The sequence below is a fragment of the Agarivorans sp. B2Z047 genome, from assembly GCF_023373605.1.
GTDB classification, from domain to species: domain Bacteria; phylum Pseudomonadota; class Gammaproteobacteria; order Enterobacterales; family Celerinatantimonadaceae; genus Agarivorans; species Agarivorans albus.
Window position 1 is genome coordinate 3,752,048 of record NZ_CP088080.1, and the last position, 21,356, is coordinate 3,773,403.

Sequence of the window (21,356 nt, forward strand, 5' to 3'; positions counted from 1 at the left end):
GCCGCTAGCAATGTTCAGAAAACCTTGCCTGCGCCTTATTGTTTAAGCCCTAGCTAAAAACAGCGATGCAAACCAACGCTCTAGTTGCGCCACATCCTCGGCGTTGCCATTTATGGCAATCAAACCTTGAGCGTGCGCCTGCTGCCAACTTAGCGCTCCTGATGCAAGTGCGTCTAATACATCCAGCTCGGTGATCACCAGCAACTCTTGTTGACTAGGTCGGGTATCACGCCCCACTATCTTCAGCTTTGGCTCAAGCAAAATTTGTCGATAGTGCCCTTTAATTGCTTCAAATAAGCTAAAACTAATTTTGTCTGGATTAGCTTTAGCTAAGCGACGCATAAACAAATAAAGCCGAAATTGCTCAGGCTTATTAGCATTGCCTAAAGCGTCACGCATTCTCGCGTTTACAACACTTTCAACTACCGCTAAAGAGCCAGGTTCGGTCTGTAAATACAAACCGGTACTCTGGTGAAGGCCACATGCAGATACTGCGATTGGGATAATGACCAAAAGATAGCTAAACAATCTAAACATCTGAGTCCCCTCAAAAGAGGGGCCGCTAGGGGCCCCTTACCAGCTTTGCTTAGCGTACAATTAGCATTAAGTCTTGTGGGCGAGTTGCTTGGTCAAAGTAGCTCATGAATAAACCGAAGTCTTTAATGCTGCCTTCTGCAAAACTAAAGCTGCCTGTTTCCATATTGCGGGCGATAACTTGCAGTGCATTTGGTCCAGCCATGAGTATTTGGTTAAGCACTGCACGAGATGTGTTGATCTGCACATTAGCATCAGTTAGCACTTCTTCATGTAACTGAGCAATACCATTGCGGATCTCAATAGTGAAAGACTCACCAGTATCAGCAAAGCTGTAGCTCATAGACATGTTCACATCTATGGTTTTTTCAGCAATTAAGGTAGCGGTCATCATGTCAAAGATTTGCTTGCTTGGTAGCGCCGTTAATACGTCAACCGAGGCAAAACTAATTAGGTTAGAGAAATCACGCTCTCCCTCTAGCTCAGCTGCAGCATTAAGAGCCCAGTTACGCCAATTAATGTTTACTTGCTCAGCAGACCAGGCTTTATAAGCATCGGCCTTAAGCTGGCGTGCCTGCATATCATCTTTATTCACGGTAATTGGGTACGATAGGATCTCTGCGGCAAAAGTGTAGTTTTTGGCTTCAATTGCCGCTTTTGCTGTGTTGATAATGTTGTCACGTCCGCCCATTAGCTCAACAAAAGCCTTAGCGCGTTGCTGATAAGCCATCGGTTCTAGTTGCCAAGGATCAGCTTCAAAGAAGCCCACATAGCCAACGTAAATCTGACGAACAGCATGCGCAACGGTGCCGTAGTGCTCGCCTAACCAAGGATGCTCTGCTAGATGCTTAGGTAACTTCACCACTTCAACTAATTCGTCAGGTGTTAATCCTTTATTCATGTAACGAATAGTTTGGTCATGGGTATATTGAATCGCATCTCGATAAGCCGTTAAAACGTTAGCTACTGCTGCTTTACCTTCAACTGGACGGCCATGTGAGTTGATCATGATTTCAGTATCAAACTGACGCATCACATCAATACCTTTAAACCACATTGCTGGGTCGCGGAACTTAGTACCACGAATAGTGTGTAAGTTAGGGAAGTTCTCGCCTTGTAATACTTCCGCCGCATGCAGGATTTTTTGCTCGGGTAGGTAAACAACCACTTCGTCTTTAGTCTCAGAAGGTACGTTTACAATTTGCATGTGCACGCCAGCAATAGTGATATCTAAGGTAGCGTTGGCCGCAATTAGTGTATTAGGCTCAATAAAAGAAATAGCGCCCTGCATAAAGCGCGGACCAAGACCATCGTTTACGGTACCGTGTTCGCCCTCTTCAACATGCTTTGCGCCAGTGTATGAAGTACGGTGACCAAACAAGGTACCAAGGTTAGATGACCAGTTTGCTACCGCATCGGTTAGGCCGTCTTGAGCAATAATTTTAACTGCACCAGAGCTTACCTCTTCATCGCTAACCCAAGCTCGCACACCAGAGATGTGGTCAATATGATTGTGCGAGTAAATTATTGCTTTCACAGGCTTAGTGGTGATTTTTCTAAATTGCTGTTTAACCGACTCAGCTATCTCCACAGACTCACCTGGATCAACAATGATGATGCCATCATCACCTTCAATCATAACTGGTGTATCAATACCAAATCCGTAGCCTAGGTAAACATTGTGGTCTACCTGAATGATGGCTTGATCCATCTTGCGGCTATGCTTGGTTAATGTGGGGTGAACATGCTCAGATTCTGCCGTGTAAGCTAAAGTCTCACCGGTTTTAGACAATACCTTGATTCGCTCACCTTTACCCCAGAACAGGTTTGATGAATGCTCAATCAACACGCCGTCGTTATAGCGAGCATCTAAATCAATATTTTGGTATTGGCTTGCTGCACTCGTTTGCAGTTCTTGTCCTACGCTAGAGCTAGCTTCGATTACGGGTGTTGCTTGGGTATATCCCGCTACAAACAAAGTACTAGAAATGGCTAGTGGCAGTAACACCTGCTTACATCGATTTGTCATAGTTCAACCTTAAAGCCTTACAATTATGAAATTGCAGCCACTTTATTTATATCTGGAGCATTAAAAAATAGGCTGATATGATTTCAAACTATCGTAAATACGATAATTACTTATAAGAGCTTTAGCACTAGCGTTAAATACGGTGAGCAAAATGCACAACGATATCCCCAAATACAATTTGCTGGCGGCATTTGCAGCGGTAATGGAGCATGGCAGTTTGAGCAAGGCAGCAGAGCACCTAAATACAAATCAGTCGACCATTTCTACTATGCTAGGGCGCCTAAAAATTGAGGTACAGCAGGAACTGTTTATTCGCAGTGGTCGCGGCGTTGCCCCCACCAATTATTCGGTAAACCTTTACGCGCAAATTCAAGAGCCGCTGCAGCAACTTAATTCGGTGTTCCACTCCTTTGGGCAGTTTGACGCTGCTCAGTCAAAACGAAATTTTGTAATAACCGCTCCCGAGCACTTACAGTGGGTATTGCTCGATCAGTTTGCCAAGCTGCCCAATAAAAACATCAGCCTCGAAGTGTTCGACCAACCGGTATACGAAGAAAACATATACGACGCTTTAATCACGCAAGAATACGACCTAATGATTGATATTCTGCCGCCCAAAGAGCCAAGCTTGAATAGCCAGAAACTCTATGACGGCGACTTTGTGGTGGTATGTAGCCAAGACCATCCTAGGATTCAAGGCAGCTTATCTGAAGCGCAGTATATGCAAGAAGAGCACGCAGTATTAGAAAGAAAACGACAACACCTTTACACCATGAGCCACTATACCAATATTGATTTAAGCAAACGGCGAGTGGCTTACCATGGTGGTTCGCTGTTTAGCAATATTATGATGTGTAGCCAATCACACTACCTGTCTGCTGTGCCTCTATCCATGGCGTTACAGTTTGAAGAACGGCTACAGCTGCAGGTTTTTAGACCACCATTCGAATTTAAACCTGTGTCCAATTACCTTATTTGGCCTAAAAAAGTTACTCAAGATCCCGCAAATACTTGGCTAAGAAATGAGTTGATTAACATAGCTAATAAAATTGAAGAATATATGCAGGAAAATTTTCAATAAGTGCCCAAGACTTGGTTTATAAACTGACGCTTGGCAAAAGATAAATCTATTAGCAGCACAATAAAAAAGAGAGCCTTAAGGCTCTCTTTTTAAATACTTATTCAACTAGTTTGGTGAAGCCGTTAAACCACCACCACCAGCACCGCCACCGTTACCCGGTAAGCTAGGCACAAAGTCTGGCAAACCAGCACTAGCTAACAAGTTAGCTGTAGTAATAGGCGTTCCAGCACTAATCGCTGCAAACAAATCGTTTGGAGACAGCGTTGGTGCTGCAGGCGCATCGGCCGCAACGGCATAGGTACTAGAAAGCAACAAAGCTGCTGTCAAAGTCCGTTTTACGTAAACCATAATTGGCTCCTTCTGTTACAACGTCGAACAAAATATAAACTACATATAAAAACAGCTATTAACAAGATTAATTAAATGAAAATTCAATGACCTTGTAAGCCGCTATAGTTTATTTAGCGAAAAATGAACCGCGCATTCTTCTGCCCACAATGGCAAGTAAACCAAATAGCACTAAGGCATAACTTGCTGGTTCTGGAACTGAAAATTGCTTACCGCCAATTACACTTCCTTCAACTGCAGCAACCACTGTCCAAGCGCCACTTTCTACTAGGCCGTCGTCAAACAAACTGCTATCACTCCATACAGCAAGAACATCAAAGGTAGGCTGCCAAGCTTCGATTTGATCCCAAGAGTAAGGGTTATAGTTTTGCCACACTAAATTAGCGCCATTAAACCAGTAAAACTCGAGGTCCAATAGGCCATTTAAGTAGCCGCCAGTACCTTCATCGGTAGTTTCATCTAACATATCAAGATCAAGCATAAATGCCGCTCGAATGTCAGAGCCTGCGTCAAACACGCTTTGAGCAACAGGAACGTTAGGAAAAGCAGTCGGATCACTAAAAGGTGTTGGAAAATCACCTAAATAGGTTTCCACTCCCGGTGCTTGCGCTGGGTTGTCGCTAGTTAACATTACCGTTGCATTTGCCGACATCGCCATAAACAATGTCGTTAAGGTTAATAGTAGTGCTTTCATTGCTCAGATCCTTTGCTGTTATTAAAAGGTATTCCTTTAACGCACTAGATTCTTTGCAAGTACTAAGCCAAATCTATAGAAAGACTAATAAAATAATTAAGACTATGTTTTATAAAGATTTTATTTTTAATACCCCGAAACCACAAAGTGATACAGATCACACAAAGTGTAAGCTATATCGACAAACTAAACCTTTATCAAAGCGCTTCTAGCCTAGGTTTATATGACAATTTGTGGTGGTAGCGGCTAGGCGAGGCGCTATATGTCTATACATCCGCTGTTTCTAAAAGTTCTGGTATTTGTCTTTAAGCAAGTAAAAAACACCAGCATTTAAAATGATGAAATTTTTCTACAGAATATTACGTCGAAAATTTAATCAACCGCAAAATACCACTCAATAAATGATGTTTTTATGATGTTTTAATGAAAGCGCTATTCATCATAAATATGGTCATAACAGCGCTAGATCCTAACCAAAGAATAAAGTGTAAAGAAATCCGACACCAAAAAACATCAGCAAAAACAACTGGAATTAGTGCTCATCGGCATTTAAAGCGAGCGGCTTTAGTCAGACAACAAAAGGCAAAAGCCGAATTAATGGAGTTAAGGTACTTTGGTAGTAGTGTTTCTTGATGAAATAAAAAGGCAGCCAACGAGGCTGCCTTGTGGCTAAACCAGATTGCATTTATCTCGTTTAATTACCAATTAAAGCTGGAATGCCAGGGAGCTGCCCCACCATCGCTAGCGAACCCACACAAATCACAAAGGCAATACCTGGAATAAGGTACTTATCTTTAGCTGATAGTTCTTTAGCGCGCTCGTGGTCGCCAATTAAGCCCATGTTATCCAGCAGCATGGTAGTGGCCCAGCCAAACACTGGGTTAACAAAGGCACAGGCAAAAATACAAATACCGGCACTTAAAGAATCTTTGTGCTTGTGAATCATTTGCATGCCTGCTTCAAGCAAAGGTAAGAATACCCCTACAATTAAAGCAACACGTAGCACTGGCTCCCACATGGCTAAGTCCATTGGATAACCAAGTACCGATGCCAATACACACAAGATACCGGTTAGCAAAGCCCCACCAGGAATCGGGCGCTTAGCAATAGCAGCAGGGATCATGTAGGTTCCCCACGATGAGGCTAAGTTACCTCCGCCCAATAATGCACCCACACCCTGACGCACAGATGCACCCACCATGGTGTCATCCACATCCATTAACACGCCTTTGGCTTCTTTCGGGTAGTTAAGTTCTTGGAATACACGGTGACCTAAATAGTCTGGAGACCACATAGCTACCGCTAGCAATGCAAAAGGAATAACCGCAATGAAGTGCTGAAGATTAGGCCAACCTAATTGCCAACCTGTATCTTCACCCCACCAGTAAAACGGACTGAAATGTGGTAGGCCAGGTGCGGTAGTAAAGGCAAAATCTGCTCCACATACATAGGCAACAATACCTGCTAAGGCTGAACAAAGCGGAATAGCTAACCAACGTTTACCTACTTTTGCTAAATAGGCATACACTAAAACGGTAACGCCAATCACCGCAAAAGATATGTAACCTTGGTCACCGGCAGATGCCCAGGCTTCGGTTTTGTTAATTTGACCAATTAAACCCACAGCCCCCAGGTAAATCAGCAAGCCCCCTCTTACCCCTACCCCGGTGAGCGTCATTAACTTTGAGCCCCCCTTGGTATAAGCCAAAATCAAACCAAACACACACACCATTAAACCCAGCGCTAGCGGGTGTCCTCCTGCGGCAGCAATCAAGGGAATGAGCGGTATCATAGGCCCATGAGTACCGGCCAAATTGGCATTAGGGTTTAAAATAGCAGAGAACAAAATCACAAATAACGCGCCGGCAATAAGCAACTCGTAACGTACGTTTTCGGCAACAAACTCTGGCGATAAACCAAACTGTGCGGCAAACGCGGCAACCATTGCGGTTACCATTACAACTTTACCAATGGTGGCGGCTAGCGCTGGTACCCAATCTTCAATTTCAATACTGTAATCTCGAAGCGGTAAATGGATACCCCAACGGCGAAAACTCATAATTTTGAGATCGTGGTTCAAAAATTCTTCACGGTTGTCGAATTCCTGCGCTTTTCGGCGCATATCTCTATAGAATGTCTTGTTCTTACTAGACATGTTTTTACTTCCTATGTAATTGCGGGGGCCATTGCGCATTAACTTCCATTTATGCTCTGTATGTTAACCTTCGGCTAACACGAGACGACATCCCAGACGCTACAGAACACCTAGTAAGCAGGTGCCTAAAAGCTGAGAGCTAAAGCCACATATTTTCCCGCAGGCTGAAAAAAGGGTACGATACGCGCCCTTAGTAACTGGTACTGGAAAATTTGTCTTAGTATAAGACAATAAAGTTTGATGATTTTTTGATTTAGATTACTTTTCATGCAAGTTAACTGCTTTTTATTTTACCCTTTCATCGATATGCTAATTCTCTACTAATTGTTATGCTGAACTTAGTTCAACCAACTGATTACGATGAAAATTTCCGAGCACGCCCAGCGCACAGAACAGCTATTTGGCATACGAGCAGAAGACATCCATAAATGGATTGACGGCTTTTTCGACCACGACGGATTTGATCACTACCTACGTGAAGGCAAGCTAGACCAATACGACCCTTACGACCATCGCCGGTTTAGGCACTGCAAAGAAGCACTTCAAGAAGCCTACCAAGAGTTCGATGGCAAGTACTCTCGCCAGCAAATTAAGAACGTTGTCGAAACCCATATTAAAGATGACTACGACGGCTACCTGCCTTCTCGAGCTGATTTTGAGAACGGTACGTTTACCGCCAAATACCACGACGCCACCCACAATGAAGAACTGAGCGCAGTATTAGATGCCAAAGAGCTAGCGGAATATTTTGATGGCCTACGTGATAACGAAGCTAATCAACAAGGTTTTATTGGCAGCTTTGCTTTTCGCATTGTACTGCCCACCATTTTGGCCATTATATTATTTGTAAGTGCGGTTGCTTTGGTGATTATCCCGCTGGTAGAAGACTCGATGATGGGTCAAAAACAGCAAATGATCAAAGAGCTCACTTCCTCGGCCATTAGCATTGTCGACAGTTACGTAGCGCGAGAACAAAACGGAGAACTAAGCCTAAGCCAAGCACAGGCGAAAGCGGCCAATGAGCTAAAAGCGATGCGCTATGGTGATGAAAACAAAGATTACTTCTTCATCACCGACATGCATCCACGAATGATCATGCATCCCTACCGTAAAGACTTAAAAGGCCAAGATCTCACTCATTACTCAGATAATGAAAACAAAAGTGGCAAACACATTTTTGTTGAGTTCACCAAGCTGGTTAAAGCCAACCATGAAGGCTACTTAGAATACCTCTGGCAATGGAAGGATGATGCCAACAAAACAGCGCCCAAACTTAGCTACGTGCAAGCAGTGGAAGAGTGGCAATGGATAGTGGGAACCGGTGTCTATTTTGACGATGTACAAAAAGAAATCGATAAACTAGAACAAACACTGTTTACCACATTCTTCCTCATTACCCTTGGGCTTAGCGCCATAATGAGCTACATCATTGGCCAAAGCCGAACCATCGAGAACCGGAAAAAGCGCGCCGAAGTCGCTCTGCACGAAGCCAAAGATCGTTATAGAGCCTTGGTTGAATCATCTAACGAAGGTTACATTCTAGAAGCCGACGGCGATATTCTTTACTCAAACAACCGGCTACATCGTATGCTGGGTTACAGCGACTCAGAGCTTCAAAGCCCCAATATTTGGCAGCAGCTGTTTCCCGCCAACGCCAAAAACACCCCTTTATTGCAACATTTAGATGGACTGTTCAAACACATCGCCGAGCCTGCGGAGTTTGAAGCTTGCTTAAGTACCAAAAGCGGCAAACAGCTAGATATAATTGTTAGCTCGTCAAAGATATTCTTTTCTGAAAAACAGGGTCATGTGATTTCTTTCCGCCCAATAACCCGAAAGATTTATGGCGGCGCCTATGGCCTGGTAAAACAAGTCAGCGATTACCAAGTGCTAAACAGTCGCGTGGTCGAAGATATTGCACTTAGCGATAGCCAAGGTAGCGTGGTAGAAACCCTCAATCAACTGCCAGACTTAGTGCGCGAGATGATTGATGCAGGCTCTCGCCCTGATAATCTTCGCCGCGCCATTGGCAGTGCCTACGATGCGGCCATCTGCCGATTTATAGAGCTAAGTATTCAAGAGTTGGGAAAGCCGCCGGTCTCCTTTTCCTTTATTTCCTTTGGCAGCAATGCTCGTCACGACATGACGCTGTTTTCAGACCAAGACAATGCCATTGTATTTGAGACGCCCAAAGATCCAAGCAAACTTAAACAAACCAGACGCTACTTTTTGCATCTGGCAGAGCGGGTTTGTGGCCTACTCAACCAAGCCGGTTACCCCTATTGCGATGGTTTGATTATGGCCACCAACCACCAATGGTGCCTAAGCCTAGATGAGTGGACTGCAAACTTTAGCGCTTGGATTAATCACGCCAAGCCTGATTCTATATTAGAGCTAAATGTGTTTTTTGATATACGCGCGACTTATGGAAAAAAGCAGCTGGTCGATAGCATCCAACAGCATATTCAAACAACGGTGCAAAACCAGCCGCAGTTTCTAGCCACCTACGCCAAAAACTGCCTATCTTACAAAGTGCCGCTCACTAGCTTTAAGCAAATCAAAACCGAGAATATCGACGGCGTAGAGTCAGTTAATCTAAAAGCCTGTTTACGCCCCATGGAAATTTTTTGCCGAATTTACGCACTCAAGCACGATATTCGCGAAGCAAACACCATGACAAGGCTTAAGCAGCTAGCCGCCAAACAGGAAATCGACGCCATGAGCTTTCGCGAAATGGTCTACATTTTCGACCATATTTGGCAGCTGCGCTTTATGAACCAAATCGTGGAATACACAGATTTGCGTAAGGTAAATGATGTGCTGGCCTTGGCAGATTTAACCGAGCTAGAGCAACAAAATCTGCGTAACGTATTGAAAAGAATTAGCTTATTTCACGAAAAAATCAGTCAAGATTTTCTTACAAATTGATAATTTGTGTCAGTATTATGAGTGCAATCATATTTTTAAGCGGGTTACGGAGAAGCGAATGAAGCTCAGAAATATGAAATACGAAATACTTGTTGTACTTTTTCTTGTTACTTTTAGTGTATTCCCCAACAATGACCTTAAAATGCAACAAGCTAAGTATGCTGCAGCTGAATCTTTTTTTGAAGAATTTGAATGGGCTAGACACTACTTACAGAGCAATTCGGGTAATGACTCCACAGGAGAATATATCTTTTATGTGGCAGTTATTGATATTAAAAGATGCATCAAATATGACAACTGTGATAACTCAAATCTAGACAATATTGTTCTTAATTTGGAGCATTCGGCAAGAAAAGGATTCCCGCTGGCTGTAGCTTTACTTGAGCATTGCTTTAGAGATGGCTTTCTTGTCTCAGAAGTAGACCTCGATAAGGCAAATAAATACCTTAACATTTATGATGCGAACCCAATTGAAAGTAATGAGGCTAACGACATATCCCTTGTTCAGAGGGCATTGTTTACAATGTTATTGAAAAATATTAAAAGAAAATAAAACGAAGCAAAGTTAAAAAGCATGAATAGTTTCGTAGGGTTTGCTCAGATTTTTACTTAATTTATTAAAATATTTCTAAACCCAACGCAATTTCACATTTAACCGGTTCAAGATCTGGAGGATATTCATCTGTATGATGAATTCCAATAAATTTCATTGATTCTAAATCTATGTGTACTACCATAACATCGAACACTTGGTCTCCATCATTATTATTTTCAACATCGATTACTAACTTAACTATGTTATTCTTCAGTTTTTTTTCAGCATAGGAGGTCATAACTCTTGTCTTAGAGTCGTATTCTCTGCTCAATACACCTGACGATATCACCTCAATAACTACTCCAATTGAAGCATTAGGAAAAACTTCATAATAGTTATTTGCTAATAGCTCTAGATCCCAAGCAGCTAACGTTTTCTGTATACTTTCATGATTTTCACCTATTCTGTCGGCATAATAATAAAAATTATTAAGAAACTTTAAATTCTCGTTTGAACAACCATTATGATTATTGGAGAAAGCCGATGTACTAGTTAACAGTATCAGAAATGTTATACAAAATAATTTAAACTTCAAAATATAACCCCACACTAGCAAGCCCTTAAACTCAAATGTTTCTCATTTTAGTTAGAATAAATCAAAAAATATTCGACACCTTCTTTTTTTATGGCGAATATTTTATCTTTTTTAGTTCTATTCATTAATATATAAGTGCGCCTAAACTCTTCTACAGAGTATAGTTTTTCTGAATGCGCCATATAGAAGCACGCTGAAAATTCATATTCGAAACTAGTTCCAATAGACTCAGTGTCAACCTCAACAACCTTATAATCTGAGTACCAACTCGGCCCTAATATAGATTTAGCTTCGAAGTTAGAATTGCTCAAAGAGTTCATACAATGAATTTGATCAAAATTTGCGATTATATAAGCTCGGTCACCCAGACTCTTTGAGCTCACAAGCTGAAATAAACAAGCAATAGTCACTCCCAAAATAAATGCAGTTATAGCTACTATCTTCTCCCTGTTTCCCACGCATACCTCGCTTTCACTATGCCACTACAACCTGATCTTTCATAATTCTTGAGTCATAATCTATATGGTTTCAATATTAGGTGTACTCACCAACTAACTCACTATTGTCATAAGTATGCTTATCTAGAGAGTATCGTATCTTATGAATATCTATCACTCCAACGTTTCCAACGTCCATCAAGTAAATATACAACCAAAACTAACCTCGCTATCGCCGTAATCCTAAATCAGAGCTGTTTAAATCGAGGTCAGTGACAAGTATTTCAAACTACACTTGGCAGCTAAGCTTTATGGATCAAATTGTGGAATACACCGATTTGCGTAAAGTAAATGAGAAACCAACAATACTCAACTCTGGCAATTACTAAATTTACACAGCTGCTTTTACCATATTTGTTTGCCTTGGCCAGACTAAGCTGATGCAACGCAAACTATCCAGATTTCACAGTCTTTTGCGGAAAATCACAGTATAAGCCCCCAGCCCTTTGCACTAGCCTGAATACATCGTTTGGCTTAGCACGTATTTAAAAGCCCTATGAACAGTGATTACAATTAGAACAAAGGTAACAAAGCATATTATGACTATGAATACTTTTACCACCCACCGTAATACCCTAATGAAAACGGTGAAAACCTTGGCGCTTTGCGCCTTGCCTTTAGGTTTGGCCTCTTGCGCGGCTCCCGTTGAGCAATCATCAGCTCCAGCAACGAAGCAAAGCAATACTAGCACCAGCAATATTAGTGCTCCTGGGGCATTTTATTCTGGAGAATACCGCAATGCCTTTGTTGAGCTAGGTATCGCTTCACCAGAACAAGTGAATAAGAAAGTACAAGATACTTACCAGCAGCTGTTTTACTCTGATTCTCGCAGTGAAAGCGGCAAAGCGGTGTTTTTCCCGGTTGGTGACGACATGGGCTTCATTAAAGATATTGGTAGCAACGATATTCGCTCGGAAGGTATGTCTTACGGCATGATGATCGCCGTGCAGATGGACGACCAAGAGATGTTCAATAAGCTTTGGAAGTTCTCTAAAACTTACATGCAACACCATGAAGGCTGGTACAAAGATTACTTTGCTTGGCATTTAAGACCAGAAGCGCCGTTTGCCAAAATGGATAACAACCCTGCGCCAGACGGCGAGCTATACTTCGCCATGGCCTTATTCTTTGCAGAAAACCGCTGGGGTGCCGGCGAAGGTATTTTCCAATATAGCGATGAAGCTAACGTAATTCTGCAAGCCATGGTTAACAAAGAAGAAACTGACTCGCAGGTTCCTATGTTTAACCGCGATGAAAAACAAATCCTATTTGTTACCGAGAAAAGCTTAGGTTTATACACCGATCCGTCTTATCACGTGGCTGCTTTTTATGAGCTACTGGGCCGTTGGGCAGATGAAGACCAACAACTATGGCTTGATGCCGCACAAGTAAGCCGCGATTACTTGTATAACGCAGCTCACCCAGAAACAGGCTTGTACTCTGAATACGCTGCTTTTGATGGAACTCCACAAAAAACCTCGTTTAACGATATTAGCCATAAATCTGGTTACGATGCGTTCCGCGTAATTGGTAACATTGCCATGGACTACCATTGGTTTAACGATGACCCTCGCCAAACCGAGCTAGCTGACCGTTTAATTTCGTTCTATGCCGACGAGTACAAACGTAAAGGTCAAAACTTTGCAGTACATGAAATGGGCGGAAAGGTTGCATCTGAATGGGGCAGCTCTGGCCAAAACGCGATGAACGGCACCGCTGCTTTAATAACCGATAGCCAAGAAGCCAAAGAGTTCACCGAACGTTTGTGGAAACAAGCTACGCCAACCGGTAAGTGGCGTTACTACGACGGCTTATTGCACATGTTTGCAGTACTGCAAATGTCAGGTGAATATAAGATTTACGGCCCAACAGACGCAAATCAGTAAACAACCACCTTAAAAAACCAAAGAGAGCCTAGGCTCTCTTTTTTAATGTTTAAGTTTTAGTTGGCGTAACTTGCGATACAAGGTATTGCGGCTAATACCTAGCAGTTTGGCACTTTTAGTCACGTTACCTTGGCAATGCTGATAAACCTGAGCGATGTTTTGCTCAATGGTTTGCTGCAGCTCTGCTTGTTCACAGTTTTGCTCCGGCGGGCTGGTTAAGGCCAGTTGCTGTTGCAACGATTCGGGTAAATCAGCACTGCGTAGCAAGGCTTGCTGCTCGGTCATTAAACAAGCCACTTGCATAAAATTATCTAGCTCACGTAAATTACCCGGCCAAGTATACGCCAGCATTTTACTAAACAAGCGCTGCTCTATATCTTGTTTATGCTCGCAATAGCGTTGGTGAAGCTTATTAATGAGCAAGCCAATGTCGCTGCGCTCTCGCAGCGCTGGCAGGCTTATCTGCAAGCCTTTTAAGCGATAGTAAAGATCTTCTCTAAACAAGCCTTCACTCACCCTTTGCTGCAAATTAACATGCGTTGCTGCAACCACTTGAATGTCTACCTTATAGGCCTGATTGCCTCCCACTGGCACTACTTCTCGCTCTTGCAGCACCCGCAATAAACGCGCTTGGGCAGCCAAAGGCATTTCACCAATTTCATCTAAAAACAAAAAACCACCATCGGCTTGACGAATTTTCCCCACAAAACCCTTGGGGTTGGCTCCAGTAAATGCGCCAGCTTGATAACCAAACAGCTCAGCTTCCACCAGTTCATTTGGCAAGGCTGCGCAATTTACGGCTTGTAAGGCCTTGCTCGCTCGTTGGCTTTGTTGGTGCAGCTGTTTTACAAAACGCTCTTTACCTACACCAGTTTCACCTAAAATGAGCAGCGGAATTGATTTACTCACCACCTTGCAAGCTTGCCACCAAGCGGTATTAACCCGAGGGTCACGAGACTCACTCTTACTAGAAATGCCTTTACTAATGATTGGCCTTGCTTTTAAAGACTTAGTTTGCAGATGAAGCTTTGCCTTATCTGCCAACTGAGCTTGCTGCCAATCCTCACCAAAGTGACTGGCCAAGGCTTCGCCTATATGTAACTTGTCCACCAACTGACGCGCCATTGGGTTTAAGCCTAATACCTTGCCTTCGCTATCAGCCACCACAATGCCTTGCCAACCAGAGTTGAGCAAATGCGGCTGCGCGGCAAGATCAACCCGATAATGGCTCTCGGGCAACTGGCATAACAAGGCTGTTTCAACTTGCTGGGCCAGGCTAGCAGCAAGCAACATGGTTTGTTGAGTATGCCGTTGTTGCTCACTGGTGATATCTAATATAGCAAGCATTTCGCCCTTCGGACTAAAGATTGGGCAAGCGCTGCAACTCATAAAGCGATGCTGTTGAATAAAGTGCTGCTCGCCAATTACCGATACTGCTTGCCCAGTGGCAATAGCGGTACCAATCGCATTAGTGCCTTTATATTGCTCTAACCAATTCACCCCAGTCTCTAGCGCAATAGTTGCCAACTTATCGTTGTAGCGTTTCACTCCCCAATGGTGAATAAGGTAACCGTCTACATCCGACAAAATGAGCCTGCTCGAACTATGTGCCATAACTTGCTAAAACAAGGGATAGGCGTAGCGCTCTACCAATGAAATCAACGCTTGTTGTCGATGGTGACGCTCTGCCAACTCGGTTTTAGCCAAGCGTAAAACCTGAGGAGCGACTTGCTCTTGCAGGCCGGCATCTTGGCTACGTAACCAAGATGCATTAATAGAGCTAGGAAGTTGTAGCTTGTTGGTCATTGCAGTGTTCCATAGTGAGACAATGTAACTGTGCCAAAAAGTAACAGTGTGACAAGCCTATTAAGCCGGCTAGTTTTCGCTACTCACACTGTGCAAAATTGTTTGTGTGAATAATCATAGTTTTACATTTTGTTAACAACAAGTTTCTACGCAATGGCTTAGCACTTGCTATGTAAAGCGCAGGCGTGTCACGAAACGCGCTCACAAGAAACATATTGATAACAAAACAAAAAGGAATTGACTATGGTTTACGTACAGCCAGGTACCGAAGGTTCGTTAATCACTTTTAAAGAGCAATACAACAACTTTATTGGCGGCGAATGGGTAGCGCCAGTAAACGGCCAGTACTTTGATAACCCTTCTCCGGTTAATGGTGAGGTTTATTGCCAAGTGGCCCGCTCAGACGCTGACGATATCGGTCTTGCTTTAGATGCTGCCCATGCAGCCAAAGAAAGCTGGGGAAGTACTTCAGTTACCGAGCGTTCAAATATGTTGCTGCGCATTGCCGATAGAATTGAACAGAACCTTGAGTATTTGGCCGTGGCCGAAGCCTGGGAAAATGGCAAAGCGATCCGCGAAACGCTCAATGCCGACCTGCCTCTTGTGGTTGATCACTTCCGCTATTTTGCTGGCTGTATTCGGGCTCAAGAAGGCGGTGCAGCCGACTTAGATGCCAGCACTGTGAGTTATCACTTCCCCGAGCCACTAGGCGTTGTGGGTCAAATTATCCCTTGGAATTTCCCAATGCTAATGGCGGCCTGGAAACTCGGCCCAGCCTTAGCAGCAGGTAATTGTGTGGTGCTTAAACCCGCCGAGCAAACTCCTGCCTCCATTATGGTATTAATGGAGTTAATCGAAAACCTTATTCCAAAAGGCGTGGTGAACATAGTAAACGGATTTGGTGAAGAGGCTGGCCAAGCCTTAGCCATTAGCCCTCGCATTGCTAAGCTTGCGTTTACCGGATCTACCGAAATTGGCCAACACATTCTTAAATGCGCGGCAGATTCACTGATTCCTTCCACTGTAGAGCTAGGAGGTAAATCGCCCAATGTGATATTTGCCGATGTAATGGACCACGAAGATGAGTATTTAGATAAAGTGATTGAAGGTCTACTTCTAGCCTTTTTCAACCAAGGCGAGGTATGTACTTGCCCATCACGCGCACTAATTCAGGAATCTATTTACGATAAGTTTATGCAGCGGGTATTAGAGCGAGTAAAAACCATTAAGCAAGGTGATCCTTTAGATATTAATACCCAAGTTGGCGCTCAGGTTTCTAAAGGGCAGTTAGACAGAATCATGAGTTATTTAGAGATAGGCAAAAACGAAGGCGCCGAGGTATTAACCGGAGGTGTCACCGCCGCGTTACCGGGTGAGCACAATAACGGCTATTACGTTAGCCCTACTATCTTAAAAGGCACTAATGACATGCGAGTATTTCAGGAAGAAATATTCGGCCCGGTCATCTCTGTTACCACCTTTAAAGATGAAGCAGAAGCACTGGCCATTGCTAACGATAGCGAATATGGCCTTGGCGCAGGAGTATGGACGCGTGACATGAACTTAGCACAGCGTATGGGACGAAAAATTGAAGCGGGTCGAGTATGGATAAACTGCTACCATGCCTACCCTGCCCATGCTGCGTTTGGCGGCTACAAGCGCTCGGGCATTGGTAGAGAAACGCACCAAGTGGCGATTTCTCATTATCAAAATACCAAAAACCTACTAGTGAGTTACGACGTTAACCCACTGGGCTTCTTTTAAGCTTTAACAGTCAGCCATAAAAAAGAGAGCATTAGCTCTCTTTTTAATTGCTACCTTAATGACTAACAATACCTAAGCAGGTTGGCCAGTGGCAGCTAGTACTACTTCACGAATACACACGTTTTGCGGCTGGCCATAAGCGTAAGCGACAGCGTCTGCAATGTTTTGGGTATTAAGCACGCCACCCATTTCTTCTTTCCATACTTCATAACCATCTTTAATCTCTTGGCTGGTTGTATGGCTAAGTAATTCGGTTTCTACTGCGCCTGGGGCGATTACGGTTACCCGTACGTTATCTCCTGCCACTTCTTCGCGAATGTTTTCACTTACCGCATGAACCGCAAACTTGGTACCGCAATACGCAGCATGGCTAGGAAAGGTTTTACGCCCGGCAATTGAACTCACGTTGATAATAGTGCCTTGCTGGCGCTGCTTCATACCTGCTAATACCAAGTGAATACCATTAAGTAAGCCCATAACGTTTACGTCCAACATGGTTTTCCACTCGCTAGGTGCTTGCTCGTGAGCTGCACCTAATAACATGACTCCGGCATTGTTTAACAACATATCTACTGGGCCATACAAGGCTTCGGCATCTTTAATTGCTTGCTCAAAGTCGGCAAGCTCGGTCACATCAACTTTACGACAAAGGGTATTTGGCAGGTTTAGCGCTTCCAATCGCTCAATACGACGCGCTACCAATAACAACGGATGACCCGCAGCCGATAAGGTTTTTGCACATGCTTCGCCAATTCCAGAACTGGCACCAGTAATAACAACTAAAGGCTTAGACATAAGATTCTCCAATACATAAATAACCCACCACAAGGCGCTACATTTGCGCTTGCTGCTTTATTGGCGCTAACTATAGTTCTGCTATATATAGGTGTAAAATATCGATTTCCTTTGGTTGTTATAGGCAATAATTATGGATGCGCGTTTACTAAGATCCTTTGTGGCAGTTTTTGAAGAGCGTTCGATGACAGCCGCCGCCGAGCGTTGTTATGTCTCTCAGCCATCACTATCTTCGGCCATTAAACAACTTGAGTCAGAGTTAGGAGTTCAGCTATTTATTCGCCACAAGCGCGGGGTTGATTTAACCGACCAAGCTCATCACCTTTACCCGATGGCCGTTCAAACGCTAGGTCAACTCAAGCGCATGTCTAATCTGTTTGCTGAGCAACCGGCCAGCCTGCCGATTAAACTGGCCAATTTTGACGACCTAAGCCCTAGCTTGCTGGCGGAGTTTATTCAGCACTGTAAAAGCCAACAGCCATTGTTTAACTTTGAGCTACTCGATCACCAAGATAAAAGCGCTCAGGCCAGGCTAACTCTTGATGTGTTTAAACAAGAAGACGAGCTATTCATTCCACTTTGGCAAGAGGATTACGTACTGTGCGTACCTCGCCAACACCCGCTCGCGCAGCAAAACCAGGTAGAGATTGCAGCTTTAAACAACTACAACTTTATTGAATGTGTAGTATGTGAAGCCCACCAACAAACCTTGAGTTTGCTGGCTTCACAAGGCTTTGCAGTTAACTTGGTCGCCAAAGCGCAACATAAAACCCAAGTTAAACATTTGGTAAATGCAGGCATTGGCATCTCTTTTTTACCTAAAGGCGTGCTCGAAACAGCGCCGCAACTACAGCAAGTAAAGCTGCTAGCACCTCGTATGTACCGCAGCATTGGTTTATGCATAAAAGCCAGTGCCAGTGCTAAACCTGCGCTAGCCGCATTAATTGATGCGGCAAACTCATGGCCAAACAACAACTAAACGAGCTAATAGCTATCCGCCAACTGGTAAACCCGCAAACTACTCACCATTGATGCAAAGTCATCACCCAAATATTTGATAGTTTGCGGCTGATTAGCCAACAAAGTAATGCTTGAATCGGAAAAGCGCCCCGGAGCATCACTTTCTAAATGAACAAAAAACGCCGGTTTATCTGCTAATAATATAATGGTTCTAGTACTTTCATCCACCGCGCAAGAGACCTTAGCCTTGGCTAAAGGTAAGTTCTTGTAGGTATCCCCTACCCAAGTATTTTGAACGCGAGAACCTTCACATGTGAGTGAAACAATCAAAAAGCCTTGCGTACGCCACTCATCAAGTTGAGCTTTAGCACATTGCCACGCTGATACATTGGCATCTGGCTCAAGGCTTAACGCCAACTGCTCGCTAAATTCCACCTTGCCTTGCCAGTTAACTCGCTGGAGATACACCTTAATAGACTTGGTTTTAGGGCTGTCGTTAATTATCCGCAGTTCTAAACCCTGCTCATCCTCTATGAAACTCGGGTACTGCGGAGCAAAAAAGCGCTTGGCGTGATAGTGCAACTGCTTCCAGCGGCCGCTATATTCGATGCTCGACCACGAGCTTACCGGCCAATTATCATTAAGCTGCCAATACAGCATTCCTCTACATTGGGGACTATTAGCTCGCCAAAAATCACAGGCCGTTTTTATCGCAAGTGCTTGTTGCACTTGGCTCAAATAAAGCATTTGCTCAAAGCTTGCCGGAAAGCGGAACATCCGCGTAAACATCTCGGTAATAATACTATTACCACTAGGGTTCTTTTGGTGCGCTTCAAAAGTGGGTGAGCAAATATTCCAGTCATCTTCGGGCACAAAGCTTTTCACCTCCGCCAATGACGGCCAAGATTGATAGCCCAACTCAGAGCAAAAACGTGGCTTAATTTGTTGGTAAGCAGAAAAGGATTTACCCGAATGCCAAACATCCCAAAAGTGCATATCGCCTTTACTATCATCATGCCATGCATCGCCATAATCTAATGCGCCATTACAGGGCGAACTGGGCCAGAATACCCGGCTAGCATCGTGCTGCTCCACCGTCTGTTGAATAGCGCGATTAAGCCTGTCGTAATTCACCACATAACGTTCTCGATTAGCTTTGGACTCTGGGTACCAGTTAATTGCACCAATCACTTCGTTGTCGCCGCACCACAGCACAATACAGCTATGGTCACGTAAACGTTGAATTTGGTCGCTTAACTCAAGCTGCACGCTTGCCACAAACTCATCGGTAGATGGATACAATGAACAGGCAAACATCATGTCTTGCCACACCATTAAGCCTAACTCATCACACAGTTGATAAAACTCATCAGCCTCGTACTGGCCGCCGCCCCAAACCCGCAGCATGTTCATGTTGGCGGTTTTTGCATCAGTTAATAACTGGCGATAACGCTCGGCTGTTTGCCTCGATGGCATCGCATCAAGCGGGATCCAGTTAGCGCCTTTGGCGGTAATGGGGCAATCGTTAATCACAAAGGTCATGGCAGAACCATAGCTATCGGCTCGCGTATCTAGCTCTAGCTTTCGCAAGCCAATTTTTTTCTCAATAAGCTGCTCAGCCAACTTAACTTGCAGCGAATATAAAGGCTGCTCTCCATAACCTGCGGGCCACCATAGCTGTGGCTCCGCAATGTGGAATCGGGCCTCTGTAATGGATGATTCAGTTGAGGGCTGTATTTGCAAGGCATGCTCTGCAAATTGAATATCAATTGGTGAGCGGCAAGATGAGTCATGACTAACCTTAACCAACACATCCACACTGTTGTCATGCCACTGCTGCTCAACTTGCACAGCTAACAATCGAGCTTGGTTGGTGAACTTAATTTCCACTGGGTCGTAGATACCATTCACCATCAAGCAAATTCCCCAATCCCAGCCAGCGTGGCACTGCGACTTGCGTAAACTGTTCATATAAGGGATTTGGTTGTTGCCCATGGAAGAAGGGACGGCAAAGGGTAAAGTACTAGCTCGTTGCTTTGCGGCTAAATCAGAACGAGAAAACCGCACTTGCAGCTGATTACTGCCAGCCTTTAAATAAGGCTTAATATTGAAAGACCACAAACGAAACATATTGTCGCATTGCGCGACTAAATGCTGGTTAATATAGATATCGGCAACGGTATCGACACGACCTAAATGTAAATCGATAAAGTCACTGTCTAGCTGCTCAGCACTTAACTCAAAGCGGCTAGATAGCACCCAGTTAGCCTGGCTCACCCACCGAACATCTGCTTCATTGCAGGCTTGGTAAGGATCAGCGATTAACCCCGCCTCAAGCAAAGCAGAATGGTTATCACCGGGAATCTGGCAAGCTACCTTAATCTCTGGGTATTCTGGAGAACTTAACAGCCAAGCTTGGTTTAGGAATATCTGCGTCATTTAAGCACTCACTAAGCATTACAACATAAGATTTATAAGCAGCCTACGTAGTGCAGATATCAGGAACAAGAGATAGAGAAATGCTTTGTGGAAGGTATCAAAAATTACCGGTGTTGGCTGATAGAGTTTCAAGAGAGTTGTCATAGGGTTATAGCATTTTTATAACTTTGTGCTTATAACTTCACCCACAAAAACACTGCGCTTATACAACAACTTGCAGCTACTGCTTTCTAAAGGTACTTGCACTTTCTTATGCTGACTCTTTTGTTATTTTGTCGCTAAGAAGCTGATATAGATAATAAAAAATGAT

General features: G+C 43.8%; 14 protein-coding genes and 1 pseudogene. 6 read left to right on the forward strand and 9 right to left on the reverse strand.

The features are described from left to right. Window positions 1–42 precede the first annotated feature (42 nt). Window positions 43–537: a hypothetical protein gene (locus LQZ07_RS17170; protein ID WP_152781538.1), complete on the reverse strand. Its 495-nt coding sequence runs from the start codon at window positions 535–537 to the stop codon at window positions 43–45. Between the two features lie 49 nt (window positions 538–586). After that, complete coding sequence (locus LQZ07_RS17175; protein ID WP_152781540.1) at window positions 587–2,563, reverse strand: alkyl sulfatase dimerization domain-containing protein; 1,977 nt, start codon at window positions 2,561–2,563, stop codon at window positions 587–589. Between the two features lie 151 nt (window positions 2,564–2,714). Here LQZ07_RS17175 and LQZ07_RS17180 point away from each other — a divergent pair, with 151 nt between their 5' ends. Beyond that, entirely contained in the window at window positions 2,715–3,644 is a 930-nt protein-coding gene (locus LQZ07_RS17180) for a LysR family transcriptional regulator (RefSeq protein WP_152781542.1), read from the forward strand. Window positions 3,645–3,749: 105 nt separating this feature from the next. Here LQZ07_RS17180 and LQZ07_RS17185 read toward each other — a convergent pair whose 3' ends face one another. The 3 genes from LQZ07_RS17185 to LQZ07_RS17195 all read right to left on the reverse strand — a co-directional run bounded on the left by LQZ07_RS17185 (window position 3,750) and on the right by LQZ07_RS17195 (window position 6,841). Further along, entirely contained in the window at window positions 3,750–3,992 is a 243-nt protein-coding gene (locus LQZ07_RS17185) for a hypothetical protein (protein WP_016402214.1), read from the reverse strand. A 109-nt stretch (window positions 3,993–4,101) separates the two neighbouring features. After that, entirely contained in the window at window positions 4,102–4,686 is a 585-nt protein-coding gene (locus tag LQZ07_RS17190) for a PEP-CTERM sorting domain-containing protein (RefSeq protein ID WP_152781544.1), read from the reverse strand. Window positions 4,687–5,380: 694 nt separating this feature from the next. Further along, window positions 5,381–6,841, reverse strand: a complete 1,461-nt coding sequence (locus tag LQZ07_RS17195; protein ID WP_152781546.1) for a DUF3360 family protein — start codon at window positions 6,839–6,841, stop codon at window positions 5,381–5,383. 360 nt (window positions 6,842–7,201) lie between these two features. Here LQZ07_RS17195 and LQZ07_RS17200 point away from each other — a divergent pair, with 360 nt between their 5' ends. Then, the gene (locus tag LQZ07_RS17200) at window positions 7,202–9,769 is read left to right on the forward strand and encodes a DUF294 nucleotidyltransferase-like domain-containing protein (protein WP_152781548.1); all 2,568 of its coding nucleotides are present in this window, start codon (window positions 7,202–7,204) and stop codon (window positions 9,767–9,769) included. A gap of 58 nt (window positions 9,770–9,827) precedes the next feature. Beyond that, on the forward strand, window positions 9,828–10,322 hold the full coding sequence (locus LQZ07_RS17205; protein WP_152781550.1) for a hypothetical protein: 495 nt from the start codon (window positions 9,828–9,830) through the stop codon (window positions 10,320–10,322). Window positions 10,323–10,386: 64 nt separating this feature from the next. Here LQZ07_RS17205 and LQZ07_RS17210 read toward each other — a convergent pair whose 3' ends face one another. Next, entirely contained in the window at window positions 10,387–10,914 is a 528-nt protein-coding gene (locus LQZ07_RS17210) for a hypothetical protein (RefSeq protein WP_152781552.1), read from the reverse strand. Window positions 10,915–11,935: 1,021 nt separating this feature from the next. On the opposite strand from LQZ07_RS17210, the gene LQZ07_RS17215 reads away from it, so the two are divergent. After that, entirely contained in the window at window positions 11,936–13,282 is a 1,347-nt protein-coding gene (locus LQZ07_RS17215; protein ID WP_152781554.1) for a glycosyl hydrolase family 8, read from the forward strand. A gap of 42 nt (window positions 13,283–13,324) precedes the next feature. Here the strand turns inward: LQZ07_RS17215 and LQZ07_RS17220 are convergent. After that, window positions 13,325–15,088: pseudogene (locus LQZ07_RS17220) on the reverse strand (sigma-54-dependent Fis family transcriptional regulator). 243 nt (window positions 15,089–15,331) lie between these two features. On the opposite strand from LQZ07_RS17220, the gene LQZ07_RS17225 reads away from it, so the two are divergent. Beyond that, on the forward strand, window positions 15,332–16,852 hold the full coding sequence (locus LQZ07_RS17225) for an aldehyde dehydrogenase family protein (RefSeq protein WP_152781556.1): 1,521 nt from the start codon (window positions 15,332–15,334) through the stop codon (window positions 16,850–16,852). Between the two features lie 72 nt (window positions 16,853–16,924). Here LQZ07_RS17225 and LQZ07_RS17230 read toward each other — a convergent pair whose 3' ends face one another. Beyond that, window positions 16,925–17,647 carry an SDR family oxidoreductase gene (locus LQZ07_RS17230; protein ID WP_016402222.1) on the reverse strand — a complete coding sequence of 241 codons (723 nt, stop codon included), beginning with the start codon at window positions 17,645–17,647 and terminating at the stop codon, window positions 16,925–16,927. A gap of 133 nt (window positions 17,648–17,780) precedes the next feature. Between LQZ07_RS17230 and LQZ07_RS17235 the strand changes: the two genes are divergently transcribed. Next, window positions 17,781–18,626, forward strand: coding sequence for a LysR family transcriptional regulator (locus LQZ07_RS17235; RefSeq protein WP_152781558.1), 846 nt, complete (start codon window positions 17,781–17,783; stop codon window positions 18,624–18,626). 5 nt (window positions 18,627–18,631) lie between these two features. Here the strand turns inward: LQZ07_RS17235 and LQZ07_RS17240 are convergent, their stop codons facing one another. Further along, complete coding sequence (locus tag LQZ07_RS17240; RefSeq protein WP_152781560.1) at window positions 18,632–21,046, reverse strand: glycoside hydrolase family 2 protein; 2,415 nt, start codon at window positions 21,044–21,046, stop codon at window positions 18,632–18,634. Between the last annotated feature and the right edge of the window lie 310 nt (window positions 21,047–21,356).